Source organism: Lactobacillus melliventris, from assembly GCF_013346935.1.
Taxonomy (GTDB): domain Bacteria; phylum Bacillota; class Bacilli; order Lactobacillales; family Lactobacillaceae; genus Lactobacillus.
In genome coordinates this window covers 1-26,430 of record NZ_JAAEEB010000004.1, presented here as the reverse complement: position 1 = coordinate 26,430, position 26,430 = coordinate 1, and the positions used below count along the sequence as shown (strand labels likewise).

21 protein-coding genes and 1 rRNA gene are annotated in these 26,430 nt (G+C 37.1%); 21 read left to right on the top strand and 1 reads right to left on the bottom strand.

All coding sequences use genetic code 11. The annotated features are described in order from the left end of the window. Window positions 1-5: 5 nt before the first annotated feature. The 4 genes from tsaD (at window position 6) to GYV61_RS04460 (ending at window position 4,615) form a co-directional block, all read left to right on the top strand. Window positions 6-1,055: a tRNA (adenosine(37)-N6)-threonylcarbamoyltransferase complex transferase subunit TsaD gene (gene tsaD, locus GYV61_RS04475; RefSeq protein ID WP_174794962.1), complete on the top strand. Its 1,050-nt coding sequence runs from the start codon at window positions 6-8 to the stop codon at window positions 1,053-1,055. Window positions 1,056-1,656: 601 nt separating this feature from the next. Then, on the top strand, window positions 1,657-2,280 hold the full coding sequence (locus GYV61_RS04470; protein ID WP_238786751.1) for an ABC transporter ATP-binding protein: 624 nt from the start codon (window positions 1,657-1,659) through the stop codon (window positions 2,278-2,280). Continuing rightward, a complete protein-coding gene (locus GYV61_RS04465; protein ID WP_174794961.1) occupies window positions 2,277-3,446 on the top strand; it encodes a hypothetical protein in 1,170 nt (389 codons plus the stop codon). The genes GYV61_RS04470 and GYV61_RS04465 overlap by 4 nt, the downstream gene beginning before the upstream one ends. Beyond that, window positions 3,446-4,615, top strand: coding sequence for a hypothetical protein (locus tag GYV61_RS04460; protein WP_174794960.1), 1,170 nt, complete (start codon window positions 3,446-3,448; stop codon window positions 4,613-4,615). The genes GYV61_RS04465 and GYV61_RS04460 overlap by 1 nt, the downstream gene beginning before the upstream one ends. A 1,036-nt stretch (window positions 4,616-5,651) precedes the next feature. On the opposite strand, the gene GYV61_RS04455 is transcribed toward GYV61_RS04460, so the two are convergent. Next, the gene (locus GYV61_RS04455) at window positions 5,652-7,574 is read right to left on the bottom strand and encodes an ABC-F family ATP-binding cassette domain-containing protein (protein WP_174794959.1); all 1,923 of its coding nucleotides are present in this window, start codon (window positions 7,572-7,574) and stop codon (window positions 5,652-5,654) included. A 249-nt stretch (window positions 7,575-7,823) separates the two neighbouring features. On the opposite strand from GYV61_RS04455, the gene GYV61_RS04450 reads away from it, so the two are divergent. The 17 genes from GYV61_RS04450 to GYV61_RS04370 form a co-directional block, all read left to right on the top strand. Further along, the gene (locus GYV61_RS04450) at window positions 7,824-8,459 is read left to right on the top strand and encodes a redox-sensing transcriptional repressor Rex (protein ID WP_110446357.1); all 636 of its coding nucleotides are present in this window, start codon (window positions 7,824-7,826) and stop codon (window positions 8,457-8,459) included. A gap of 161 nt (window positions 8,460-8,620) precedes the next feature. Next, window positions 8,621-8,905 carry a co-chaperone GroES gene (groES, locus tag GYV61_RS04445; RefSeq protein ID WP_110446356.1) on the top strand — a complete coding sequence of 95 codons (285 nt, stop codon included), beginning with the start codon at window positions 8,621-8,623 and terminating at the stop codon, window positions 8,903-8,905. 19 nt (window positions 8,906-8,924) lie between these two features. After that, window positions 8,925-10,550: a chaperonin GroEL gene (groL, locus tag GYV61_RS04440; protein WP_110446355.1), complete on the top strand. Its 1,626-nt coding sequence runs from the start codon at window positions 8,925-8,927 to the stop codon at window positions 10,548-10,550. A gap of 134 nt (window positions 10,551-10,684) precedes the next feature. Next, the gene (locus GYV61_RS04435) at window positions 10,685-11,353 is read left to right on the top strand and encodes a DUF969 domain-containing protein (protein ID WP_174794958.1); all 669 of its coding nucleotides are present in this window, start codon (window positions 10,685-10,687) and stop codon (window positions 11,351-11,353) included. A gap of 8 nt (window positions 11,354-11,361) precedes the next feature. Next, window positions 11,362-12,285 carry a DUF979 domain-containing protein gene (locus GYV61_RS04430; RefSeq protein WP_174794957.1) on the top strand — a complete coding sequence of 308 codons (924 nt, stop codon included), beginning with the start codon at window positions 11,362-11,364 and terminating at the stop codon, window positions 12,283-12,285. A gap of 20 nt (window positions 12,286-12,305) precedes the next feature. Beyond that, a complete protein-coding gene (gene pcp / locus GYV61_RS04425; RefSeq protein ID WP_174794956.1) occupies window positions 12,306-12,953 on the top strand; it encodes a pyroglutamyl-peptidase I in 648 nt (215 codons plus the stop codon). 140 nt (window positions 12,954-13,093) lie between these two features. Beyond that, window positions 13,094-15,676, top strand: coding sequence for a DNA mismatch repair protein MutS (gene mutS / locus GYV61_RS04420; protein ID WP_174795110.1), 2,583 nt, complete (start codon window positions 13,094-13,096; stop codon window positions 15,674-15,676). Between the two features lie 2 nt (window positions 15,677-15,678). After that, a complete protein-coding gene (gene mutL / locus GYV61_RS04415) occupies window positions 15,679-17,562 on the top strand; it encodes a DNA mismatch repair endonuclease MutL (RefSeq protein ID WP_174794955.1) in 1,884 nt (627 codons plus the stop codon). A 3-nt stretch (window positions 17,563-17,565) separates the two neighbouring features. Further along, window positions 17,566-18,150 carry a Holliday junction branch migration protein RuvA gene (ruvA, locus tag GYV61_RS04410; RefSeq protein WP_174794954.1) on the top strand — a complete coding sequence of 195 codons (585 nt, stop codon included), beginning with the start codon at window positions 17,566-17,568 and terminating at the stop codon, window positions 18,148-18,150. A gap of 35 nt (window positions 18,151-18,185) precedes the next feature. Then, window positions 18,186-19,208 (top strand): Holliday junction branch migration DNA helicase RuvB, encoded by a 1,023-nt coding sequence (gene ruvB / locus GYV61_RS04405; RefSeq protein ID WP_420870803.1) that lies wholly within the window; start codon window positions 18,186-18,188, stop codon window positions 19,206-19,208. A gap of 71 nt (window positions 19,209-19,279) precedes the next feature. Beyond that, window positions 19,280-19,765 (top strand): preprotein translocase subunit YajC, encoded by a 486-nt coding sequence (yajC, locus tag GYV61_RS04400; RefSeq protein ID WP_174794952.1) that lies wholly within the window; start codon window positions 19,280-19,282, stop codon window positions 19,763-19,765. A 143-nt stretch (window positions 19,766-19,908) separates the two neighbouring features. Further along, window positions 19,909-21,357, top strand: a complete 1,449-nt coding sequence (zwf, locus tag GYV61_RS04395; protein WP_174794951.1) for a glucose-6-phosphate dehydrogenase — start codon at window positions 19,909-19,911, stop codon at window positions 21,355-21,357. Then, the gene (gene dinB / locus GYV61_RS04390) at window positions 21,350-22,486 is read left to right on the top strand and encodes a DNA polymerase IV (RefSeq protein ID WP_233558044.1); all 1,137 of its coding nucleotides are present in this window, start codon (window positions 21,350-21,352) and stop codon (window positions 22,484-22,486) included. Before zwf ends, dinB begins: the two co-directional genes overlap by 8 nt. A gap of 49 nt (window positions 22,487-22,535) precedes the next feature. Further along, window positions 22,536-23,492 (top strand): DHH family phosphoesterase, encoded by a 957-nt coding sequence (locus GYV61_RS04385; protein WP_174794949.1) that lies wholly within the window; start codon window positions 22,536-22,538, stop codon window positions 23,490-23,492. Beyond that, complete coding sequence (locus GYV61_RS04380; protein ID WP_174794948.1) at window positions 23,485-24,846, top strand: DEAD/DEAH box helicase; 1,362 nt, start codon at window positions 23,485-23,487, stop codon at window positions 24,844-24,846. Before GYV61_RS04385 ends, GYV61_RS04380 begins: the two co-directional genes overlap by 8 nt. Before the next feature lie 222 nt (window positions 24,847-25,068). Next, a complete protein-coding gene (locus GYV61_RS04375; RefSeq protein WP_174794947.1) occupies window positions 25,069-25,587 on the top strand; it encodes a TetR/AcrR family transcriptional regulator in 519 nt (172 codons plus the stop codon). 430 nt (window positions 25,588-26,017) lie between these two features. Further along, window positions 26,018-26,430: ribosomal RNA gene (locus GYV61_RS04370) — 16S ribosomal RNA — on the top strand; the annotation flags it as partial.

Genomic DNA, 26,430 nt, shown 5'->3' with positions numbered 1-26,430 from the left:
TTAAATTGGTAAATAAAAAAGACATCCGGATTTTAGCTTTTGAAAGTTCTTGTGATGAGACTTCGGCTTCTGTTGTTAAAAATGGCAGAGAAGTTGAAAGCTTGATAGTGGCAACTCAAATTAAAAGTCACCAGCGTTTTGGAGGGGTCGTTCCCGAAGTAGCCAGTCGCCATCACATTGAAGTGATAACGCAAATTACCAGGGAAGCGTTAAGTGAAGCAAAAGTTACCTGGAATGATATCGATGCTATTGCCGTAACTTATGGACCTGGATTAGTCGGAGCCCTGTTAATTGGTGTCAGTGCAGCTAAAGCTGCTTCCATGGCTACAGGCATCCCACTAATTGGTGTTGATCATATTATGGGCCACATTATGGCAGCACAATTAAAAGAAGAGATTACTTATCCGGCTCTTGCACTGCAAGTTTCTGGTGGACATACTGAAATTGTTTTACTAAAAGACCCGACCCATTTTGAAATAGTTGGTGATACTAGAGATGACGCGGCAGGAGAGGCTTATGATAAAATCGGCCGAGTTTTAGGAGTTAATTATCCAGCTGGTAAAACAATAGATGAATGGGCTCACCAGGGGCAGGATACCTTTAATTTTCCCCGGGCAATGATTAAAGAAGATGATTACGACTTTTCTTTTTCAGGGCTAAAAAGTGCATTCATTAATACTTGTCATCACGCTGAACAAATTAACCAAAAACTAAATAAATATGACTTAGCGGCCAGTTTTCAAGCCGCAGTAATTGATGTTTTAGCAACTAAAACAATTAGGGCAATTAAGCAGTATCAGCCGCAGACTTTCATCATGGGGGGTGGTGTAGCCGCTAACCATGGTTTACGGGACAGAATGAATAGTGAAATAGCAAGTTTACCGCAAAATATTCAGCCCAAAGTCATTTTGCCTGATATAAAGCTTTGCGGTGACAATGCTGCGATGATTGGTGCAGCGGCATACAATTTATATCAAGAAGGAAAATTTGCTGATCTAACTTTAGATGCTGATGCATCATTAGAACTACCTTATGCATCCGAAATGCTGCAATAAAGTAAATAATATCAGGGTCAAGACAAAAAGCATACGAAAGAAGGCGTTGAATTCAACGTCTTTTTATTGTTCTTGAAATAGTTTTTCCAGACTCTTTTTTATCATTATGTGTTTTGAGCCCAAGTATTTTAAACATTATATTTATGTATCAATTACTAAATGATCAGAGTATACAAAATGACAGCTGGTGAATAGCTACAGTATCGGATTGCAAGAACTTTTAGACAGTAGTATTAAGAAATAAAAAATGTCACATATGTTTTTAAAAAGTCATATGTGACATTTTTTAATTTAGTTTTCCTACCTGAATATAATAAAGTCAAACAGGTAAGGGAGAAAATCAAATGGTTAGTTTATTTCATTCATTGATGATCCTAGCTGTTAGCATATTTTAAAAAGTTCAAAAATACAAAATTTGATAATCAATTTGATTATGAATTTTATACGGATAGACTATTAATAAAACTCAAATACAAACAAGTTTCTATCAATAAATAGGGATACGTTTAAATTTCTAATCAAAAAACAATAAAATTATGGTAGGCTAAATTATAGTAACCCTATCATTTTTAAATTAATTTACTATTCAACAAAGGAGACAATGATGTTAACAGTACAAAACCTTTCGCTCAAAACCAGGCAGCCGATCCTGCACGATTTTTCTTATCAATTTGCACCCGGTCAATTTTATCAAATTGCTGCAGAAAACGGTTCTGGTAAAACAAGTTTCTTGCGTGCTGTTACGGATCTAATTCCAGCTTCTTCTGGTAAAGTCTTATTGGACGGAAAGCCGTATGCCAAAAATAAGCGTAAGCTTTTTTTCTTTGAAAGCAATGAATGGTTGAATGTCAATTTAACCAGCCTTGATTACTTAAAATTCGTGAAAAGACAATGGCATTCTAATGTCGACCTTGATCAAGAACTTGATTTCTTGGGTGTACGTAAGTATGTCAAAGTCCCGATTAAAAAGTATTCGCTTGGAATGAAACAAAAATTGATTGTAGCCATGTACCTAGTTAGTGGCGCCGAATATTACTTGATGGACGAGATCACTAACGGTCTTGATGAAGAAAGTCGCGCAATTCTTTATAAGAGACTAAATGATGAGGTAGCTCAGCATAATAAATGTATTATTCTAACCTCCCACTATAGCAGCGAGATTAAAGTGAATAACTTACACCGGCTCGTTTTACAAAAACAAATGATGCACGAGGTAGAACAATGAGCTCATATTTTTCATTGCAACTTAAAAAAGTTACTAAACACAATCTATCAATTATTTCACTGGTTATTTTATTATTAATTTCTTTTGGCTTACTATACATGAAGTCTACGCAGCTCATGGGTACAGGTTCTTTAAAAGGAGATGCTCAGGGTCAGATTGCCATGAAAAAGCAAGCTTTACAAGCCGATCGTCAAGCACTCAAACGATATTCACCGCAAGGAAAATCATATAAGGCCATTGAAAAAGATATCAAACAAACTGAAATAGGATTAAGAAAAGATCAAGCCTTTGTTGATAATATTAATCATAATCACTGGAAGCGAGTTTATGAGACCAAATTAAAAAGGGAACAAAAAGGCAAATTGACTGATCTAAGCTCGGATGAAAAAGATGGATATAAAAGTGTAATACTGCGTTTAAAGTATCTCATAGCTCACCCTATGCCTTATGAAAGCGATAACGCAGTTACCGGAATACAATTTTTGTTAGATTTGAATGCAAACTATTGGCCTGCCTTATTTAGTTTGGTAATGATATTTATTTTGACTTATTTATTTACTGGTTCTTATAAAAATGGTCTTGACATTTCCACTGTCTTGCCAATTAATCGCTTGCAAAGTACATTGACTAATAATATTGCTGGGTTAGTGGTCGTCAGCTTTATTTTTCTTTTACTAAACTTATTAGTTTTCGGGGGAGCAGCGAGCATTTTTGGTACTGGTCGCAGTGACTATCCTTACATCATTCACCATCTGGTTAGCGACCACTTGGTGCCGGGAATTGTTCCGACTGCCAAATTGTTGCCCCAAGCAGTTATACTGCAGCTCTTAAATTTCATATTTATGGTTTTGCTTGTACAGCTAATTGCTAAAATTTTTCATAACCAGTTACCGACTCTGTTAGTTTCGCTATTGCTTTTATTAGGCGGTCATTTTGTTACAGTTTTTATTATTCCGCTAGAGAAGATTGCGCAGTGGCTTCCTGGTACTTATTTAGGAGCTTTAAATGTTGTATCAAACCAAACAGCCTATGCAATGGATAATTCCGCGATTAACTTTTCAAATGGTGTGTTTACCTTAACACTAAGTTCTATATTATTGTTGTTGTTGGTACTTTTAATTGATCGCCTTACAACTGTTACACATAGAAATGGGAGACTGGCATAATGTCCTATCTGGCTTTTCAGCTTAAAAAAGTATTTAAGAATAAGCTAACCCCAGTTTGCTTAGCAATTATACTCTTATTAATGGGTATTGTCTTATTCATGAATATACGCACTAATCCCCAATTTTCCTTGCAGGCGTTGTCTAAATCAGAGATTGCATACCGCCAAAAAGAAATTAACCGGCAGCAAAGATTACTTAAGCACGATAAACAAAAATCGAAAACTGAGATTTACAATGATACTAAATCTACTATTAAGCAAAACCAAGAAGTAGTTAAGCAAGATAAACAAATTCTAAATGCGGCAAATAAAGGTAACTGGCGCAAAGCCTACACGATTATGTGGCACCAAAAAAAGCAAGAACAAACTATTACATCAAATGGCCAAGATTCAGCAGGCCTTAATTCAAAAATAAATGTAGAGAAAAAGCTGCAATTCTTTAACTATTTACGCCATGAGCCTTTGCCTTATGAAAGTCAGGATATGCCAGTAACAGGCTGGCAGTTCTTACTGCAATTAAATCAGCAATATTTGCCTTACGTATTTACTCTTGTTGCTCTGTTTTTATTAACTTTGCTTTTAACTGATTCTTACCACCAAAAATTAGATACGGCGCAGTTATTACCGCTTGAAAAAAATAATTTAATGATTTCGAATACCATAGCAGGAATAGTCCTGACTCTTGGTAGTTTTTTAGCGATTAATTTAGTATTATTTATTGTAGCTTCCCTTATTTCTGGTACAGGTAGTTTGTTCTTTCCTTATATCATTGGTCAATATACAGGTGGTAGGACTCTTATTGAATGTGTATCTACTGGCAGTTTTATTATTAAAGTAATTGTATTGCAGGCACTTACCTTGATCTTCGAGGTTGTCTTAGTTCAATTACTTGCCCGAATTTTTCGTGATAAATTATCAGCATTACTTATCGCTATTTTACTTGTTCCTGGGCTTAACATTGCAACTATGATCGTTGAGCCGCTGCGTAAGATTTGCGCCTGGTTGCCAATGACTTACCTGAACGCAGTTGACATAGTATCTGGCAATTTAGGAATGAATTATCAAAATGTGCAGTTGAACTATACGACAGGGCTTTTAACACTGTGCTGCTCAATTTTAATAATTACTATTATGATTTCACTGTCCAGTCATATAAAATATAAAGAATAAAATTTTATATTTTGTAAATCAACATTTTTACTTCTAATTTAGTGTTATCATGACTTTAAAGGATTCATTTGTTTTATTTAAATTATACTTACCCAAAAATTCTTTTAAAACTAAGTGTAAAAATATATAACAAGTAATAACATACTTACCATTACACAATAGGAGACTCATTTCAAAAGAGTCTCCCATTTTGATTAAACAAGTATTTGCAGATTTAATATTCAATAATATCTTGCCTTGCTGTGTAAATTTTAGTGCTAAAGTATCATCTATTCTAACTAGGTAATAAGGTACGTATCATGATAAAGTTAATTAGATTGTTGTAAGCTCTTCTTAATACTAAAAGATAAAATATTGAGCAAAGGAGACTGGGAAAAGATAGTTTTTTCCCAGTCTTTTTATTATCCCTTAAAAATCTTTGTAGAAAGCAATCAAATTTTATTTGTCACACGGCTTAAAATTACAACTCTTATAAAACATGCGCGTTTTAAGGGAATTTTCTGTCAACAAAACCTTCTGTCTGACAGAATTATATTCTGTAATACGCTATTCATTATTTTCGTACCAATTCCCCGACTTTGATAAGCGGATTAACCAGTAACTCTTGGATATAAATGATGGTCAGACCATCACCAAACTACTCTGATTAATCCAACTAATTGACTATGAACCTAAGCGCCAATAGCAAAAAGCAAATTTGCCACTGCCTTTTGTAGTTGCCCGAGAATTTTGTGTATAAGAACTCCAACCGAAGCTGGTGTATAAATTGATGAGTTGGTCTAAAACAATATTTTAGTCAGCTATATATTTCATTTTTATTCCTCCTTAACTAATTGATAATTAAAGAGTAATACGGGATTTCACATGTACACCTTTCCAATTTATTTTTTATAGAGCCAGAAATTTATCAAGTTTTGCAAACAAAAAATCAATTAATAGTTAACAAGGTAATTTACTGTAAGTTGAAATTTAGAAATAGTAAACAAGAAGGCAGATTTATTTCTATTTTTGTTGCGTTTCCAAAATATGGATTATTTTAGTCAAAGCTATCCAGTTCAGTCAGTGCTTTTTCCCAAGCATCATTTGCCTCAGCAAGTTGTTTTTGCACCTCAGTGAGCTGTTCCTGCAAAGGACCTAATTTGTCGAAGTTAGTAGCAATTTCAGGATCAGCCATTTGATTTTGAATATCTTCCTGCTCTTTTTCCAGTTGTTCAATCTTATTTTCAGTATTTTCAACTTCTCTTTGCAATTTACGCTTTTGTGAATCGCGCAATTTTTGCTCTTGATAAGAAAGCTTATTTTTATTTTCGTCTACTTTTGCTGCCGTATTATTTGCTGCCGACTCGTTCTCTGAAACAATATTTTGCTTGTTTTTTTCATCTAAATAATAGCTATAGTCACCCTCATAAACTTGGGCAGTACCATCTTTGATCTCTACAATTTTATTAGCTAATTGATTGATGAAATAGCGGTCGTGAGAAACAAACAATAAAGTACCATCAAAATTCTGTAAAGCTTTTTCTAATACTTCTTTGGCCTCAAGATCTAAATGGTTAGTAGGCTCATCCATCAGCAGAAAGTTGTTATGTTCTAGTGACAAAACCGTTAATGTTAATCTGGCCTTTTGACCACCTGAAAGTTGCCCGACAGTTTTATCAATATCCTTTGCCGTAAACAAAAAACTGGCTAAAATGGAACGAACATCTTTTTCAGGCATTGTTTTATGCCGATCCCAAACTGTATCGATTACCGTTTTGGTTGGATCAAGTCCCTGCAGTTCTTGATCATAGTAGCCGATATCAAGGGATGCACCGTACTTAATTGAACCTTTTTTTGGCTTTAACTCCTTCATCACGGTTTTAAGTAAAGTTGATTTACCAATACCATTTTGACCAATTACGGCTACGCGGTCGCCTTTATTTATTTGCAGAGAAATATTGTGAACCATTGTTTTTGTTGGATAGCCAATTGTTAAATCACGTAAAATTAAAACTTCTTTACCAGATGGCCGCTCGCTTTGAAAATTAATGCGTACTTTGCTTTTGTGTTTTGGCGGAGTGATCCTATCCATTTTCTCCAATTGCTTGCGGCGGCTTTGTGCTCGTTTAGTAGTTTTGGCTCTGACAATATTTTTTTGAATAAATTCTTCGTCTTTTTTGATTTGCTCTTGCTGCTTTTCATACGCTTCTTCTTGCTGACGATCACGCAGCTGCCGTTCAGCAACGTATGCGGAATAATTCCCCTTAAAGACAGTTAATTTGCCAAATTGCAATTCAAAAATCTGTGTGGCTAAATTATCTAAAAAATACTGATCGTGGGAAACAACTAAAATAGCACCAGAATAGTTTTTAAGATAACTTTCCAGCCAGTCCAGAGTGTCTAAATCAAGGTAGTTGGTAGGCTCATCAAGTAATAGCAGAGCAGGCTTGCGCAGTAGCAATTTAACAAATGAAAGTCTGGTTTTTTCTCCTCCGGAAAGACTTGCGATTTTTTTGGACCAAGTTTCTTCGGGAAAGTTAAAGCCATTCAAAATACTTTTGATATCAGCCTGGTAGGTGTACCCTCCTTGCTGCTCAAAGTTGAATTGCAGCTGGTCATACTGTTTTAACAAATCACTTTTTTTAGGGTTAGCAGCGATGTCTTGCTGTAAACTTGTGATTTTTTTGCTCATATTAATTAATGAAGTAAAAACAGACAACATTTCTTCCCAAATTGTTTTACTTTCATTTAAGCCATTTTCTTGGGCAATATAGCCGACATCTATATTTTTATTGATGGTGAAGTCACCATGTGTGGCTTCTTCTTCACCGGTCATAATCTTAAGCAAGGTCGTTTTACCGACACCATTTGGTCCAATCAGACCTATTCTGGCATTTGCGTCAATTGAAAAATTGACATTTTTAAATAATGTGTTGGCACCAAATTGTTTTTCTAAATCGTGTCCTTGTGCAATTATCATAATTTTTCACCTAAAAACCATTTTAGCATACGTAGTGAAATTCTTGTGTGAGAGTTTGATGGATATATGAAAGAAAAAGAGCAAAAATACCAGTTTCTATTATCAAGCCTGTTACCATTATGCTAAAATTTAAAAGATTGTGAAAAAAATGTTTGCAAATGACGTAAATTTATAGGTAAAATAGAATTGATTGCTGAGAAATTCACAAGAACGAATTATGGTTACTTAATTAAGTTGGAGGCTTCTTAAATGGAAAAAATCAAAATACCAACGGCAACGGCTAAAAGGTTGCCGTTATATTACCGTTATCTTATTATCTTAAATGAGGCTGGCAAAGAAAAAGTTTCTTCGACTGAATTGTCTGAAGCTGTTCAGGTAGACAGTGCTTCAATCAGACGTGATTTTTCTTATTTCGGCGCTTTGGGCAAAAGGGGTTATGGCTACGATGTAAAAAGTTTACTTTCTTTTTTTAAAAAGATTTTAAACCAAGACACTTTAACAAATGTTGCTTTGGTTGGCGTAGGTAACCTGGGTCATGCTTTATTAAATTACAATTTTAAACGCTCAAATAATATTCGCATTTCTTGTGCTTTTGATATTGATGCAAAAATTACCGGCAGAATTCTAAGCGGTGTGCCTGTCTATGATATGAGTGAACTTAAAAAGCAGCTTAGTGACCAACAAATTTCTATTGCGATTTTAACGGTGCCATCTGCGGCTGCTCAAAAAACTGCTGATGATATGGTAGAAGCTGGAATTAAGGGAATCATGAATTTCACCCCAATTCGTTTATCTGCACCAAGTGGCATTAGAATTCAAAACGTTGATTTGGCTACTGAGTTGCAGACACTTATTTACTTTCTTGATTCGGATAAGAAAAAATAGTTTTAAAAAAGCAAATTAGCACTTTTTTACTCAAAGTGCTAATTTTTTCTTGCATTTTTTCATAAAAGGGGTTATTATCATAAATGTAAGTTAGCACTTGACAAATAGGAGTGCTAATGGCACATAAAAGAGATTAAAATTTAATTTTAGGAGGGACAAACGTGTTACAACCAATTGGTGATCGCGTGATCGTAAAAGTTAAAGAAGAAGAAGAAAAGACTGTAGGCGGAATCGTCCTGGCTTCTAATGCTAAACAAAAGCCGACAGAAGGTGAAGTAGTTGCTGTTGGTGAAGGTAACTTTGCTGAAAATGGCAACAAAATACCTATGACTGTTAAGGAAGGTGACGTTGTTTTATACGACAAGTATTCTGGTACAGATGTTAAATACGATGGTGAAAAATATTTAGTCCTTCACGAAAAAGATATTTTAGCAATTGTTAAGTAATTAAGGAGCGCATAAAAATATGGCAAAAGACATTAAATTTTCAGAAAAAGCAAGACGTTCCCTGTTAAAGGGCGTTGATAAATTAGCTGACACTGTTAAGGCAACTATTGGTCCTAAGGGTAGAAATGTTGTTTTAGAGCAATCTTACGGCAACCCTGACATCACTAACGATGGTGTAACTATTGCCAAGGCAATTGAGTTGAAAGACCACTATGAGAATATGGGTGCCAAGTTGGTTGCAGAAGCAGCACAAAAAACAAATGATATTGCCGGTGACGGTACTACTACTGCTGTTGTTTTGACCCAAGCAATTATTCGTGAAGGCATGAAGAATGTTACTGCTGGTGCTAACCCTGTTGGTGTTCGTCGCGGTATTGAAAAAGCTACAAAAGCTGTAGTAAATGAATTACACAAGATTAGTCATACTGTTTCTTCAAAAGACCAAATTGCTCAAGTTGCTTCAGTTTCTTCAGCTTCAAAAGAAGTTGGTGATTTAATTGCTGACGCAATGGAAAAAGTTGGTAATGACGGTGTTATCACTATTGAAGACTCACGTGGTATCGAAACTGAATTATCAGTAGTTGAAGGTATGCAATTTGACCGTGGTTACCTGTCACAATACATGGTAACTGATAATGACAAGATGGAAGCTGATCTTGACAATCCATATATCTTAATTACTGATAAGAAGATTTCTAACATTCAAGACATCTTGCCATTGTTACAAGAAATTGTGCAACAAGGCAAATCACTTTTAATCATTGCCGATGATGTTTCTGGTGAAGCTTTGCCAACATTAGTTTTGAACAAGATTCGTGGTACATTCAATGTTGTTGCTGTTAAGGCTCCTGGCTTTGGCGACCGTCGTAAAGAACAACTGCAAGATATTGCTGCTTTAACTGGTGGTACAGTTATTACTGAGGACTTAGGGCTTGAATTAAAGGACACTAAGATTGACCAATTAGGTCAAGCTCGCCGGATTACTGTAACTAAGGACTCAACTACTATTGTTGATGGTTCAGGTTCAGATGAAGCAATTAAAGACCGTGAAGATTCAATTAGAAAGCAAATTGCAGAAACCACTTCTGACTTTGACAAGAAGAAATTACAAGAGCGCCTAGCTAAATTAACTGGTGGCGTTGCTGTTATTCATGTTGGTGCTGCTACTGAAACTGAATTAAAAGAACGCAGATACCGCATCGAAGATGCTTTGAACTCAACGCGTGCTGCTGTTGATGAAGGCTACGTTGCTGGTGGTGGTACTGCTTTAGTAGATGTTAAGGATGCTGTTAAGGACCTTAAAGGTGACAATGCTGATGAACAAACAGGTATTAACATTGTCTTAGAAGCTTTGACTGCTCCAGTTCGTCAAATTGCTGAAAATGCTGGTGAAGATGGTTCAGTTATCTTGAATAAGCTTGAAGGCCAAGAAAACGAAGTTGGTTACAATGCAGCTAACGGTGAATGGGAAAACATGGTTGAAGCCGGAATTATCGACCCAACTAAGGTAACCCGTACTGCTTTGCAAAATGCTGCTTCTATTGCTGCTTTGTTATTGACTACTGAAGCCGTTGTTGCCGAAATACCAGAAGAAAAACCTGCCGCTGATCCAAATGCAGGTGCTGGCAATCCAGGTATGATGTAATTTAGTTTTTATTAATTAATTAATAAATCCTACTAGCAATCCTGTGGGGCTTGCTGGTAGGATTTTTTTGTTTAATATACAAGTTATCAGAATTTGATAAATAAATACTGCCTTTACATTAGGAAGGAATATTAGTGGAATATTTAAGTTTACTAGGTATAGTAGTCATAGTGATTGGCTTTGCGCTGGGACTTGATACCATAGCCGTGGTTATTATTGCTGCTTTAATTACAGCCTTAGTTTCAGGAATTGATTTTGTCTCGTTTTTGACAATTTTGGGTAAAGGATTTATGGATAATCGCATGGTTTCCCTGTTTTTTCTGACTTTACCGACAATTGGTATTTTAGAAAGACATGGCTTAAAGCAAGCTGCTGTTAATTTGATTAAAAAAATGAAAAAATTGACGCCAGGTCGTATTTTCGATATTTACCAAGCCATTCGTGAAATTGCTGGTGCCTTTGGTATATCTCTACAAGGACACGTCCAATTTATTGCGCCACTAATTAATCCAATGGCACAAGCGGCCGGTAAGGTTAATAGCGAATTGACGCCTCTTGAAGTAGACCAAATCAAAGGTAGGGCGGCTGCAACAGAAAATTTTGGTAATTTCTTTGCCCAAAATTTATTCGTAGCTTCTTCAAGCGTTCTACTTATTGCAAGTACTATGAAATCACTGGGTCACCCAGTTGATCCTAGTGGCATAGTTCTATACACTTTTCCAGTTGCAATCATCAGTTATATTTTATGTGTGCTTTACAATCATGTGTTTGACCAAAAATTACTCAAACAGCAAGAGAAGTAGGAGAAATAATGGATACTTTAATCAATAATATTTTATTAGCGTTCTATATCTTAATCGGGCTGTTTTTCTTGGCTGCAGCAATTGAGTCTTGGCGTGATCAATCAAATCCTGTGCGTTGGGGTACCGGGCTTTTCTGGTTTTTGTTTGCAATACTATTCTGTTGTGGCCAATGGCTTTCGAATGCAATTAACGGTGCAATTATAATAATTGTTGCTTTATTATCTCTGTTTAAACAGGTTCGCGTAGGTCACATCAGGGATTTGGATGAAAAAGTTGCTCAACAAACTGTTAAACGCATTGGCAACTGGATCTTTTTGCCAAGTATCTTGCTAGCAGTTTTAGCTTTATTAATAGCCCAATTTACTAATCTAGGTGGTCAAGTAGGTATAGGTGTGGCAGCAATTGTTTCACTTATTTGCGCACAAATTCTGACAAAAGCAAATGCTAAAGTTGTGTATGAAGATACTCAGAGAATGGTGCGTTCGGTAGGGTCAGCCGGAATCTTACCACAACTGCTTGCTACTTTAGGTGTGGTGTTTACAGCTTCAGGTGTGGGACAAGTTACTGCTAAGGCTATTTCCGGACTTTTTCCTATTGGAAACCATTTATTGGGAGTTACACTCTATTGTGTTGCCATGGCTTTGTTTACTGCTATTATGGGTAATGCGTTTGCGGCCTTTGCAGTTATTACTGCTGGCATTGGCATCCCTTTTGTTGTGGCACAAGGAGGTTCACCGGTTGTAGTTGCAGCTTTAGGGATGACTTCGGGTTATTGCGGTACGCTGTTAACACCAATGGCTGCAAACTTTAACACCTTACCAGTTGCTCTTATGGAAATGAAAGATCAACTAGGCGTAATTAAACAACAATTTCCGATCGCAATCAGCATGTTGCTTATTCAAATTATTCTAATGTACTTTTTGGCATTTTAAGATAGTGAGGAGAGAAGATAATGAAAATTCTTGTAACAGGTTTTGATCCATTTGGTGAAGATGAAATTAATCCTGCAATTGAGGCAGTTAAACGACTGGATGATGAAATCGCTGGTGCACAAATTATAAAACTTGAAATACCAACAGTTTTCGGAGATTGTGCCGATGTGGTTCATGAAGCTATTCTTAAAGAAAAACCTGATTATGTTTTAAATATCGGACAGGCTGGTGGTCGGTTTGCACTGACCCCTGAGCGTGTAGCTATTAATTTTGATGATGGCCGCATTGCTGATAATAAAGGGTACCAGCCACTTGCCTGTCCTATTCATGCAGACGGTCAAAATGCATATTTTACGCAACTGCCTGTTAAGGCAATGGCACGGGCAATTAGGGAAGCTGGACTTCCAAGTTCAGTTTCTACGACGGCAGGTACATTTGTCTGCAACCACATTATGTATCAAGTGCAGTATATGATTGATAAAGAATTTCATGACTTAAAAGCTGGCTTTATGCACATTCCGTATTTACCAGAACAAGTTGTTGCTAAACCAGAAACTCCTTGTCTGAGCTTAGCAGATGATGTAAAAGGTATTACGGCTGCCATTAGTGCAATTGTGAAGATGGATGGCAAGAAAGATTTAGCAAGTGTTGAAGGACATATTGCCTAATTTTTTGAATTATTTATATGTGTTGTGAGAAGAGATCGTTTTACTTGCGGTCTTTTTTCTTTTAATGAATAGTTTAGCGTATAATAATAACAGTAATGCAGAAAAGAAGGAGAATAATGGCGCAAACAAACCTGACTCCGATGATGGAGCAATATCACCAAATCAAAAAGCAGTATCCCGACGCTTTCCTTTTTTATCGGGTAGGCGATTTTTACGAATTATTTGAAGACGATGCGGTTAAAGGTGCACAAATTTTAGAATTAACCTTGACTCACAGGTCAAACAAAGCAGAAAACCCTGTCCCTATGGCAGGAGTACCTCATGTGGCAGTACAATCTTATGTTGATACCCTGGTTGAAAAGGGTTATAAGGTGGCTTTATGCGAGCAGCTTGAAGATCCGAAAAAGGCCAAGGGGATGGTTAAACGTGGTATTATCCAACTTGTGACTCCCGGAACCTTGATGAATGACAAACCCAGTGAAGCCAAGGAATCGAATTATCTGACATCAGTTGTGACTACTAAAAGTTGTTTTGGATTAGCATACAGTGATTTATCGACTGGTGAAATTTATGCCACTCATTTGAAGAGCTTTGCGGCTGTTTCAAATGAACTATTGTCATTGCGTACCCGTGAAGTTGTTTTTAATGGTCACTTAAATGATCAGGATAATAATTTTTTTCATAAAGCAAATATCACCGTCTCAGAACCGGTAGAGTTAACTGGCAAACATGCGGAGATTTCGTTTGCTGAACAGGATCTGACAAACTCTGCTGAAAAAGCTGCTGTAAAACAACTGGTAGGATATTTATTACAAACTCAGCGTCGTAGTTTAGCGCATTTACAAGTCGCTAAAAGCTATGAAGTCAATCAATATTTACAAATGTCGCATACCGTGCGGGATAATTTAGAATTGATCGCATCTGCAAAAACAGGTAAGAAGATGGGTTCACTTTTTTGGGTGCTTGATAAAACACATACCGCAATGGGTGGACGCTTGTTAAAACAATGGCTTGCTCGGCCATTATTATCTGTTGAGCAGTTAAACAGGCGCCAAGAGATGGTACAGGCGTTAATTGATGAGTACTTTACCCGGGAAAATATTAATGATGCTCTCAAGGGAGTTTATGACTTAGAACGCTTAACGGGGCGAATTGCTTTTGGTAATGTCAATGCCAGAGAGTTATTACAGTTGGCTCATTCTCTTAATGCCGTACCAACAATTTTGACAGCAATGCAAAAGGCTGAAAATAAAAATTTGCAAATTTTTGCCAGACAAATTGATCCCTTAAAAGGAATTGCCAAATTGATTACCGCTACTATTGTTGATCAACCCCCAATTTTGACAACTGAAGGAGGATTAATCAAGGATGGTGTTGATAGTCAATTAGATCGCTATCGAAATGCTATGAATAATGGTAAAAAGTGGTTGACTGAAATGGAGCAGAATGAACGAGCTCAAACGGGTATTGATAATTTAAAAGTTGGTTATAACAAGGTCTTTGGTTACTATATTCAAGTTACAAATTCAAATAAGAGTAAGGTTCCTTTAGACCGGTATACTCGTAAGCAAACTTTGACCAATGCAGAGCGCTATATCACTCCAGAACTTAAAGAACATGAAAATCTTATTTTAGAAGCACAAACTAAATCAACAGATTTGGAATATGATTTATTTGTGAAATTAAGAGAGGAAGTTAAGAAGTACATTCCAGCCTTACAAAAGTTAGCAGGACAAGTAGCTCAACTTGATGTCTTCTGCGCTTTTGCTCAGGTAGCTGAAGATAATAATTATTGCAGACCTCATTTTCATACTGATAATCAAGATGTCAAGGTAGTATTAGGACGTCACCCAGTAGTTGAACAAGTGATGAAAGCTGGTTCCTTTATTCCAAACGATGTTAAGTTAACAGAAGATACTGATATCTTTCTGATAACAGGTCCTAATATGTCAGGTAAAAGTACATACATGAGGCAGATGGCTCTTATTGCGGTAATGGCTCAAATAGGATCATTTGTACCAGCCGATAGCGCAGATTTGCCTATCTTTGATCAAATTTTTACCCGGATTGGAGCTGCTGATGATCTGATTTCTGGTCAAAGTACCTTTATGGTTGAAATGACTGAAGCAAATGATGCTTTACAATATGCCACTAAACGCAGCTTGGTTTTATTTGATGAAATCGGGCGGGGAACAGCCACTTATGATGGCATGGCTCTAGCTGGTGCTATTGTGCAGTATTTACATGATGAAGTTGGAGCCAAAGTTTTATTTGCTACACACTTTCACGAGTTAACAGCCTTGGAACAGACCTTACCTCATTTGAAAAATATTCATGTAGGAGCAACTGAAGAAAACGGCAAGCTGATTTTTCTGCATAAAATTTTACCAGGACCTGCAGATCAAAGTTATGGCATCCATGTTGCGCAACTTGCTGGTTTACCGAGAAAGGTTTTACGCCAAGCTACTAAGCTGCTTAAAAGACTTGAAGCTCAAGGTAGTAATTTGGGACCGGCTTCTACACAACTTGATTTATTTAGCTCAAGTAATGAGCCGGCCGAGGAACTACCAGTTGGTGCAGAGTTAGATTCTGCCAGTGAATTGACTGACAAAGAAAAAGATGTTCTAGATGAAATTTCTAATCTTTATTTGGCAGATCAAACACCCCTGCAAGTAATGCAACTGGTGGAAAATTGGCAAGAAGATTTAAAGGATGAAAACTAATCATGGCACAAATACATGAGCTTTCAGTTAATCTGTCTAATCAGATTGCAGCTGGGGAAGTAATTGAAAGACCGGCAAGTGTGGTCAAAGAGTTGGTCGAGAATGCGATTGATGCTGGCAGTAGCAGAATTAGAATAGATTTTATTGATGCTGGTTTAAAACAGATTGTAGTTCAAGATAACGGCTCGGGGATCCCTAGTAATCAGATTGATCTTGCTTTTACCAGACATGCTACCAGCAAAATAAAAAGTGAACATGATTTGTTTAATGTCAATACCTTAGGTTTTAGAGGAGAAGCTTTAGCCTCGATTGCTGCAGTTAGTCATGTTGAAATTTTAACTAATTCTTCTGGAGCAATAGGAACGCGTGCTGAATTTTCTGCTGGTGTTAAAAAAATGCAGGAAGATGCTGCAGCAAGACAAGGTACTCAGATAACGGTCAAAGATTTATTCTATAATACCCCGGCACGATTAAAATATTTGCGCAGTCCCAGGACTGAGATTATGAAAACAGTAGATATTGTTAATCGTCTTGCATTAGGATACCCAGAAATTGCCTTCACTCTAATGAACGAAGGAAGGATGCTGCTTAGAACTGCTGGTAATAATAATTTACGCCAAACGGTATCAAGTGTTTATGGCCGCAATATTGCTGAACGAATGTTGCCTTTTAAAGGTAGTGATAATGATTTTGAAGTGAGTGGTTTAATATCCAAGCCAGAACTCACGCGGTCTACTCGTAATTTTATTTCTATTTTGCTTAATGGCCGTTACATTAGAAATTTTAAGTTGGCAAGTGCAGTGATGGCTGGTTATGGTAATAATCTTACTGACAAACATTACCCTATTGCAGTTATTAAAATCAAGACGGACCCCTTGTTGGTTGATGTCAACGTTCACCCCACAAAGCGGGAGGTTCGCTTATCTAAAGAAACAGAATTGAGTCGCTTGATTACCAGTGCTATTAGTAGTGTGCTTCTGAAAAATGACGTGAAATCTGATGCATTGAGTAATTTACATTCAAGTAAAGAAGATACACTGGTTGATCAACTTAAGTTTAATTTAAACAAAAATGTGGTAGAAACGAAAAGGCCAAATGCAGGAATTGCGGAAATTAATGAACAGCCTCCAGCAGCAATCAAACACATTCAGCATTCACAGTATGTGAATTTGGATATTCCGCGAGACGATGAACATTATCTCATAACTGCGACATGGGATGATAATGTTGTCAAGCAATGCAGTTTAACGCCCTTTACTAGTAAAAATACTAATAATGAGATTATTTCAAGCGGTGATGAAGTGTTAGCAGCAAGCTTACCCGAGTTAAGTTTTGTTGGTCAAACCCCAATGTTTATTATTGCTGCCAATAATGATGATTTATACTTAATTGATCAGATTGCAGCAAGAAGGTTGCTAGCTTTTCAAAAAATTATCCATGAATTATCTAACTCTAAAATCAGTCAGCAGGGATTGCTGAGTCCTTTAATTTTAGAATTTGGCAACCTGGATTTTTTGCAAATAAAAGAAAAGATTGCGGACATCAAAAAAATCGGGATTTTTTTAGAAGATTTTGGTCAAGATACCTTTATTTTAAGATCATATCCCACCTGGTTGAAACAAAATATTGAGCATTCTGTGCGCAAGATTTTAGACTTGTTTTTAAATGTTGATCAAAGTAATTCTCAAAATTTAATTAAAAGAATAGCGGCCGATCAAGCTCAACGAGAAGTTTCGGGACGTAAAAAATTGACGGCTGCTGATTGTGGTGCAATTTTGACTGATCTGCGGCAAATTGCTGATCCTTATCATGACGCTAAGGGGAATTTGGTAATTGTGCGTATTAGACAAAGTGATTTACGCAAAATGTTTAAGAGGAATAAATAAAATATGTATGAATATTTTCAGGGTGTTATTGTCACAATCAAACCTGATTTTGTAGTAGTTGATGTGAATGGAATTGGCTATAAGGTTTTTAGTCCCACACCTTATGCCTATCAAGAAGGACAAAAGGCGCGCGTTTTTATTGAACAAATTGTGCGGGATACCGGTATTACTTTATATGGCTTTCAAACTGAGGATGACAAGGGACTGTTTTTAAAGCTCTTAAGTGTAAGTGGTATTGGCCCTAAGTCTGCTTTGGCAATCATGGCGGCCGAAGATAGTAATTCATTAGCAGAAGCCATCGAACAAGGTGAAGTAAAATACTTAACCCGTTTTCCAGGCGTTGGTAAAAAGACTGCTTCACAAATTGTGTTGGATTTAAAAGGTAAATTGGGCAGCTTTGTTAAAAATGCAAATAAGACGGCTTCATCAGAGGTATCACCTGAACTAAATGACGCATTATTAGCATTATTAGCGTTAGGATATACCAAAAAAGAAGTAGATAGAATTACACCAGCTTTAATTGCTGAGGAAAAAACAACTGCAGATCAGTACATTAAAAAGGGGTTGGCACTTCTCTTAAAGAAGTAAATCTTGTTATAATGAAAATAACATTTTAAAGGGAAGTGAAACAGGTGGCAGAAGATAAAAATAGTATTGTTTCTGGAGAAGTCCAAGGTCAAGAAGAAGAACAAGCTGAGTTTTCTTTGCGCCCCCAGACTTTAAGTGAGTACCTGGGTCAAAAACGAGTTAAAAAAGAAATGGCAGTTTATATTAAAGCTGCCCAAAAAAGGGATGAAGCTCTGGACCATGTGTTATTGTATGGCCCTCCTGGACTGGGTAAAACGACATTAGCTTTTGTGATAGCTAACGAACTTGGCGTGCATTTAAAAAGTACAAGTGGCCCGGCGATAGAAAAAGCGGGCGATTTGGTTGCCCTTTTAACTGATCTCGATCCTGGAGATATTTTATTTATAGATGAAATTCATCGTCTTGCCAAGCCTATTGAAGAAGTCCTGTATTCAGCGATGGAAGATTATTATGTTGATATTGTAATTGGAGAAGGACAAACTACTCACGCCGTTCACGTTACCTTGCCCCCATTCACTCTTGTAGGTGCTACTACTTTGGCTGGTCAGCTGTCGGCTCCTTTACGTGATCGCTTTGGTATAGTTGAACACTTGCAATATTATACGGTTGAAGAACTTGAAAAAATAATTTCTCGTTCCAGCAAAGTTTTCAATATTGAAATTGAACCCCAGGCAGCACAAGAATTAGCTCGCAGATCACGGGGAACGCCCAGAGTAGCCAATAGGTTGTTAAGACGAGTTAGGGATTTTGCCCAGGTGAAAGGAGAAAAAGTAATTTCCTTTGCAACCACAGCAAGTTCTCTTCAACAATTGCAGGTTGATGAAGAAGGACTAAATCAAACAGATCGCAAAATTTTACGGGTAATTATTAAAAATTATCATGGTGGACCAGTAGGTATTAGAACTTTAGCTGCTAATACTGGCGAGGATGTGGAGACAATTGCATCCCTTTATGAACCATATTTAATGCAAAACGGATTTTTATTAATGACACCCAGAGGCAGAATGGTGACAGAGAAGGCTTATGTTCATTTAGGCCTGCCGCTGCCAAACAGGTAATGCAATTGTTCGTTATTTTCTGTATAATAAATATTTAGACAATAATTAATTTTAATTTGAGGAGTGTAAAAGTGAATAATTTATTTTTAGCACAAGCAAATGGTGCAGGTAGTAGTATGTGGACAATCATAGTTTTTGTAGTTTTGATTGCTTTTATGTACTTTATCATGATTAAGCCACAAAAAAAGCAACAACAAAAGAAAATGGAAATGATGAACCAATTGAAAAAAGGTGACAATGTCATTATGATTGACGGTCTTCACGGCAAAATCGATTCAGTAAATACCAAGGATAAAACGGTTGTGCTGGATGCTGATGGCATTTACTTAACATTTAGTCGAATGGCTGTACAACAAATTTTACCAGCTAATACGGCAAGTGCTGAGCCTGCACCAACACCTTCAACTTCTGATGAAGCTGAAAAGCCAGCAGATAGTGAACCTGCTCAAGCTTCAAAAGAAGAGCAAAAACCTGCTGCTCCTGCAGAAAAGCCAGCTGCAGCCAAACCAGCTGATGCAGCTGATGAAACTCCAGCTGATGGATCTAAAGAAAATTAAAACAATCTTAAGTGCCTTAGGGGCACTTTTTTGTTAGTAAAATTTATTTAGCTTAAAAAGTAAATATTGCTCAAGGCGCGAGTTTAACGGCAAAATAGTATAAAATGATGTTAGTGTAAAAAGGTATGAGAAAGGATTTTTTCATGAATAACATTCCAGTAATTATGATTATCTTTGGTGGTAGTGGTGATTTAGCGCATAGAAAGCTGTATCCTGCACTTTTTAATTTATATGAACAGGGCCTAATTCACGATAATTTTGCCGTAATTGCAACGGCGCGGCGACCATGGTCACATGATTTTTTACGCCAGCAAATATGCGATGCTGTGCACGAAACGCATGCTGAAGTAAACGAAAATGATTTAGTTGCTTTTGCCAGTCATTTTTATTATCAGTCACACGATGTAACCAACATTGAACACTATGAAACTCTGAAGAATTTGGCACAAGAATTAGATGATCGTTATAGTGCGCAGGGAAATCGTATCTTTTATATGGCAATGGCTCCCAAGTTCTTTGGCACAATCGCTGAACATATTAAAGATCAACATTTGACCAGTACCGGCTTTAAACGTATTGTTGTTGAAAAACCCTTTGGAAGAGATCTGGCAAGTGCAGAAGAATTAAATAAGCAGATTACTGCTTCCTTTGCTGAAGATGATATTTTTAGGATTGATCATTATTTAGGTAAAGAAATGATTCAAAACATTCTGCCTATGAGGTTAACTAATCCTCTAATTAAAAATATATGGAATAATCAGAATATCAAAAATGTTCAGGTCACTTTAGCAGAACAGTTGGGAGTCGAGGCTCGTGGCGGCTATTATGAAACTTCAGGCGCTTTACGCGATATGGTGCAAAACCATATTTTTCAAATTATTACCCTTCTGGCAATGCCGGAGCCAAAGGATTTGACTTCGCAAAGTATTCACGAGGCTAAGCAAAAACTTTTAGACAGTATGGTAATCCCGACAGAAGACGAGATTGCGCGTCATTTTGTGCGGGGGCAATATTTGGGTAGTGATGTTACCTTTGGGTATCGGCAAGAACCAAATGTTGCTGCCGATTCAAATACAGAAACTTTCGTTGCTGGAGAGGTTAAATTTAAAAAGGGTCCTCTTGCTGATTTGCCAATTTATTTTAGAACCGGCAAAGAAATGCGGGAAAAGAAAAACAGGATTGATATTGTTTTAAAACACATGTCTAATCAATACGGTAAAGCTCATTCAAACAACATATCAATTATAATAGATCCACAGATGCAAATTTTTATTACTATTAATGGTAAAAAAATTAATGAACCCGGAATTCGCAGGGAAAATCTAAGCTACGGCTTTACAAGTGAAGACCAAAAACAGGTACCAGATGGCTATGAGCGTTTACTGCATGATGTTTTTGTTAATGATTCAACCAACTTTACTCATTGGAGTGAATTAAAGAATTATTGGAAATTTATTGACCATGTAGAAAAAACATGGCAAAAAGAAAATGAAAATGGTCAAGAGCCAGAACAATACTTGCCGTACAGAATGGGTCCAAAATCAGCAAATAAAATTTTCGAATCAGCTACCGAGCGCTGGATTTATGAGTAACTTTGATGACGGTCTTTTACCACAAAATGACACTCATAGAAAGATTATTCACCTTGATATGGATGCTTTCTATGCTGCAGTTGAAACACGTGATCATCCTGAACTAAAAGATAAGGCACTGGTAATTGGTCAAGATCCCAGAAATTATCATGGACACGGCGTTGTTGCTACGGCAAATTATATTGCTCGCCAGTATGGCGTCCATTCAGCTATGCCATCAATTAAGGCTTTAAAGCTCATACCGCCGGATAAACTGGTATTTAAGAGCCCTGATTTTAAAAAGTATCATAGTGTTTCTGCTGAAATTCATCAGTTGATGCATGAAATTACTGACAATGTTCAGTCTATTGCACTGGATGAAGCATATTTAGATGTTACTGAAAATAAGCTGGGATTAACTTCTGCTTTGCAAATCGCGATTGATCTGCAGGTAAAAATAAAAAAAGAAATAGGTTTAAATTGTTCTTTCGGCGTGACCTATAACAAATTTTTAGCAAAAATGGGTTCCGAATATTCGAAGCCTTTTGGTCGAACTATTATTTTGCCCCAAGAAGCTAAAGAATTTTTAGCCGTACAAAAAATTGCTCAGTTTCATGGTATTGGGCCTAAGACGCAAGCTAAGTTAGCTGAAATGGGTGTCTACACGGGACGTGGGTTGCAAAAAATGCACGTTCGTGATTTAATAAAACATTTCAACCGCATGGGTTATTTAATGGCGGAACATGCAAATGGCATTGATTTGTCGCGGGTAATTCCTGATGATGAGCGTAATCGCAAGTCTATTGGGATTGAACGCTCGTATGAACCCAGTGTATACAATGAACAGACTGCTCTTACCAATTTGCGCAACTATGTTAATGATTTAGCTGACAAGTTAATTGAACGCAATTTTTATGCCAATACGGTTGTCTTAAAAATTCGCAATAGTAATTTTAAGACTGTTACGAAAAGGCGCAAGCTTGAACATGCTACTAATAATCCATTAGAATTATATGATGCAGCTAAAGATCTTTTTGAGCCCATTTCCAGCTCGTTTTTAAATGATGGTATCAGGCTTTTAGGCGTGACGGCTACGGATTTTACAGAGGCTGATTATGAAAACATGGATTTAGAATTATTTTCTCAATAAGGAAAAATTTCTTAAAGTAAAACCGCTAAAATTAAGAAGGAGAATATATATGAGTACTTTTACAGATATATACCAAAAAATTACGCAATATGACACGATTATATTGCATCGTCATACCAGTCCTGACCCTGATGCTCTAGGCTCTCAGGCTGGACTTGCACGTTCTTTAAAACTGCAGTTCCCAAGTAAGAAAATTTTGTGTGCTGGAGAAAATGATGAAGGTGATCTCGCGTGGATCAACCAGATGGATCAGGTGACAGAAAAGGATTATCAAGGAGCCTTGGTAATCACCACTGACACAGGAAATACCGCCCGCATTTCTAACAAATTATATAATAAGGGTGATTTTCTGATTAAAATTGACCATCATCCGGATGTTGAACCATATGCTGATATGAGCTATGTTGATGATCACGCTCCTGCTGCGTCACAGATTATTGCTGATTTCATTATTACTGAAAAAATGCCGCTGACTGCGGAAGTGGCTTATCCGCTTTATGCTGGTATAGTTGGTGATACAGGCAGATTTATGTATCCTGAAACAACGGACCACACTTTTAAAATAGCTGCTCAACTAGCAGCAACTGGAATTAATATTAATGAAATTGCTCGCAACATTAGTGACGTTACCTTTGAACAGGCAAAATTACAGGCCGTAGTTTTGGAATATATGAAAGTTGATTCCTGTGGTGCGGCCTATGCGATTTTATCCCAAGATACTCTGCATAAATTAGGTGTAAATTCGGAACAAGCTTCATGCACGGTTTCTACCCCTGGAAGAATTAAAGATATCATTGCCTGGAATGTCTTTGTGGAAAAGCCTGACGGCAGTTATCGAGTTCATTACCGTTCAAAGGGTCCAGTAATCAACGAACTTGCAGCCAAACATGATGGTGGTGGCCACGCATTGGCAAGTGGGGCTAATGCTAAAGATATAGCTGAAGTGAAGCAAATATTTGCGGAATTAGTTCAAGTAACCAAGGAATATCAAGAGGAACATGAATAACATTTTTGAAAACGAAAAGTTAAGTCCAGCACTAAGACAAGGTCTGAAAAAAATAAACTTTGTTAAACCGACTGAGGTGCAGGAAAAAGTAATACCTGTTTTACTGGCACACAAAAATGCTGTAGTACAGGCAGTTACGGGATCGGGTAAAACTCATGCTTTCTTAATCCCTGTAATGAATGAAATTGATGAAAAATTGCAGTTCCCACAAGCAATTTTGACTACTCCTAGTAGAGAACTCGCTCAGCAGCTTTATCAAGTGACTCGTCAGTTAAGGGATGCTGCTGGGTTAAATATTTCGGTTGCCCAATTGGCAGGAGGCACTGATCGGGAACGTCAACTTGAAAAAATAGGTAAGCACAAACCGCAGATTGTCATAGCTACTCCTGGAAGGCTTCATGATTTTGTTGCCAAAAAGCTTTTACCCTTAGACTCTGTCACAAACTTTGTCGTTGATGAAGCTGACATGACTTTAGATATGGGTTTCTTGGGTGAAATTGATTTTATTGCGCAGAGATTACCTCAAAATTGTGTTTTCACAGCTTTTTCTGCCACCATTCCTGTTAAACTAGCTAACTTTTTACGCAAGTATATGGCAAAACCGGAAACTATTATTGTAGATAATCCCACGGTTATTTCGCCAACAGTTAAAAATGATTTACTTGACGTCGGATCTAAAAATCGCAAGAAAATACTGCATCAGTTATTAACAATTGGCCAGCCCTATTTGGCACTTATTTTTGCTAACACCAAGCAAACGGTAGATGAATTAACTGAGTTTCTCATTAAGCAAGGGTTAAGAGTTGCTAAAATTCATGGTGGCATTACTGAACGTGAACGAAAAAGAACCATGAGAGAAGTAGAAGCTGGGCAATTTCAATATGTCGTGGCGACTGACTTGGCCGCACGTGGAATTGATATTGCAGGCGTCAGTCTAGTCATTAACTATGAAATTCCGCGTGAATTAGAATTCGTAATTCATCGTATTGGCCGAACTGGTCGCAATGGCATGATTGGCCATGCTATTACTCTAATTCGTGAAGAAGAAATGGATCAGATTTTTAAGTTAGAAAATATGGGAGTCCATTTCGATTTTGTGGAAATAAAAAATGGGGCTCTAGTACCACGTAAACATTACCATAGCCGTAAAACAAGGCAGTCGTCTTCTCAAAGTCTTGATAATAAGATGCGTGGCTTGGTTAAGAAAGCTCAAAAGAAGCGTAAACCTGGCTATAAGAAAAAGATTAAGCGTGCCATCCAACTAGATAAAGCGCAAAAGAATAAAATTGAGCAACGTAGTAAAATTCGTAAGGAAAAGCGCCAAAGAAGAATAAAGCGTAATAATCAATCCTAGTAATAACTACATTTAGTTTGATTTAAATGATTGATGCAAACGACTAATTTCTGGTTTTAGACCAAATTAGTCGTTTTATTTTGCTTTGCAAAATACAAAGAATGGATTTTGTTTTAATAATACTGTTAGTCTTTAAAAATAACGCCATTATTTTCAAAGAAAGTATTGCTTGTCATAACCATTATTGCTATACTTATGGCACCATAAGTAGGAGCGATGAAAATGAAATTAACAAAAACTGAGCAAGTTCTTGTTTTTGAGCTATCAAGATACAGCGTGGAAAAGTATACTGTTACTAAATTTTGTCAGAAATTAGACATTAACCGTGGCGCTTTTTATAGAAGATACAGTAATATTTGTGATTTATTTACTTCAGTCTTAACTTTGCAAACCAGACGAGCCTTACGCAGTGTGGGCAATGAATCAATGGATCGAATGTTTTATCGCATGTTGAAAAAAATTAAGGAAAATAAGACTTTTTATGGCAATTTGCATAGAATTGCCAAGGATCCGCCACTATTTTATCGCGTGTTAAGAAAAGAGTATGCTTTAGCTATAGAAAATTATATGCGACCTAGAGGGCCGTTTTCAGTGCGCAAAGTTGAATTGGTAGCAAACGCAATTTACGCTATTATATTCAATTGGGTTGTTGACGAATGCAGGCATGATATTAGGGATGTATATCAAAGTATTCATTTGTTACTGACGCATATAGAGCAAACTATTAGACGGGCTGAATAAGCCCTTTTGCCAGTGTTTTACTGATAATAATATTTTTTTGTAAAAAAGACTTGCAAAAAAGAAAAATACTTGCTAGTATTAATAACTGTCGTTGGGCAATGAGCCGCAAGGCAAGAGCACGAAGACAGGGTTAAAAAAATCAAGCAAAAGCAGTTGACAAAAGACAATTGTTTTAGTAAGATAATAAACGCTGTCCGGTAAGACGGCAAAAATAAGTCAGAAAAAAGTGCTTGACAAAAGCAAAAGAATCTGGCAAAATAAAAAAGCTGCTTTAAAGCAGCAGGTAGTACCTTGAAAACTGAACAATGTTTTCGCAAAAATGTGCGGGTTATAAAGAACCCAAAACAAAAGAGCGAAGTCAATTTCGCAAGCAAATAAATCCGAGATGCGAATCTTGGAACGAATGAGCAAACATTCAAACAAACATTTAAAAAATGAGAGTTTGATCCTGGCTCAGGACGAACGCTGGCGGCGTGCCTAATACATGCAAGTCGAGCGAGCAATTTTGACGGAATACTTCGGTAGGAAGTTAAGAGCGCGAGCGGCGGATGGGTGAGTAACACGTGGGCAACCTGCCCTTTAGCTTGGGATACCACTTGGAAACAGGTGCTAATACCAAATAAGAAGCAAGAGCGCATGCTCAAGCAGTAAAAGGCGGCTTTCGAGCTGTCACTAAAGGATGGGCCCGCGGTGCATTAGCTAGTTGGTAAGGTAACGGCCTACCAAGGCGATGATGCATAGCCGAGTTGAGAGACTGACCGGCCACATTGGGACTGAGACACGGCCCAAACTCCTACGGGAGGCAGCAGTAGGGAATCTTCCACAATGGACGCAAGTCTGATG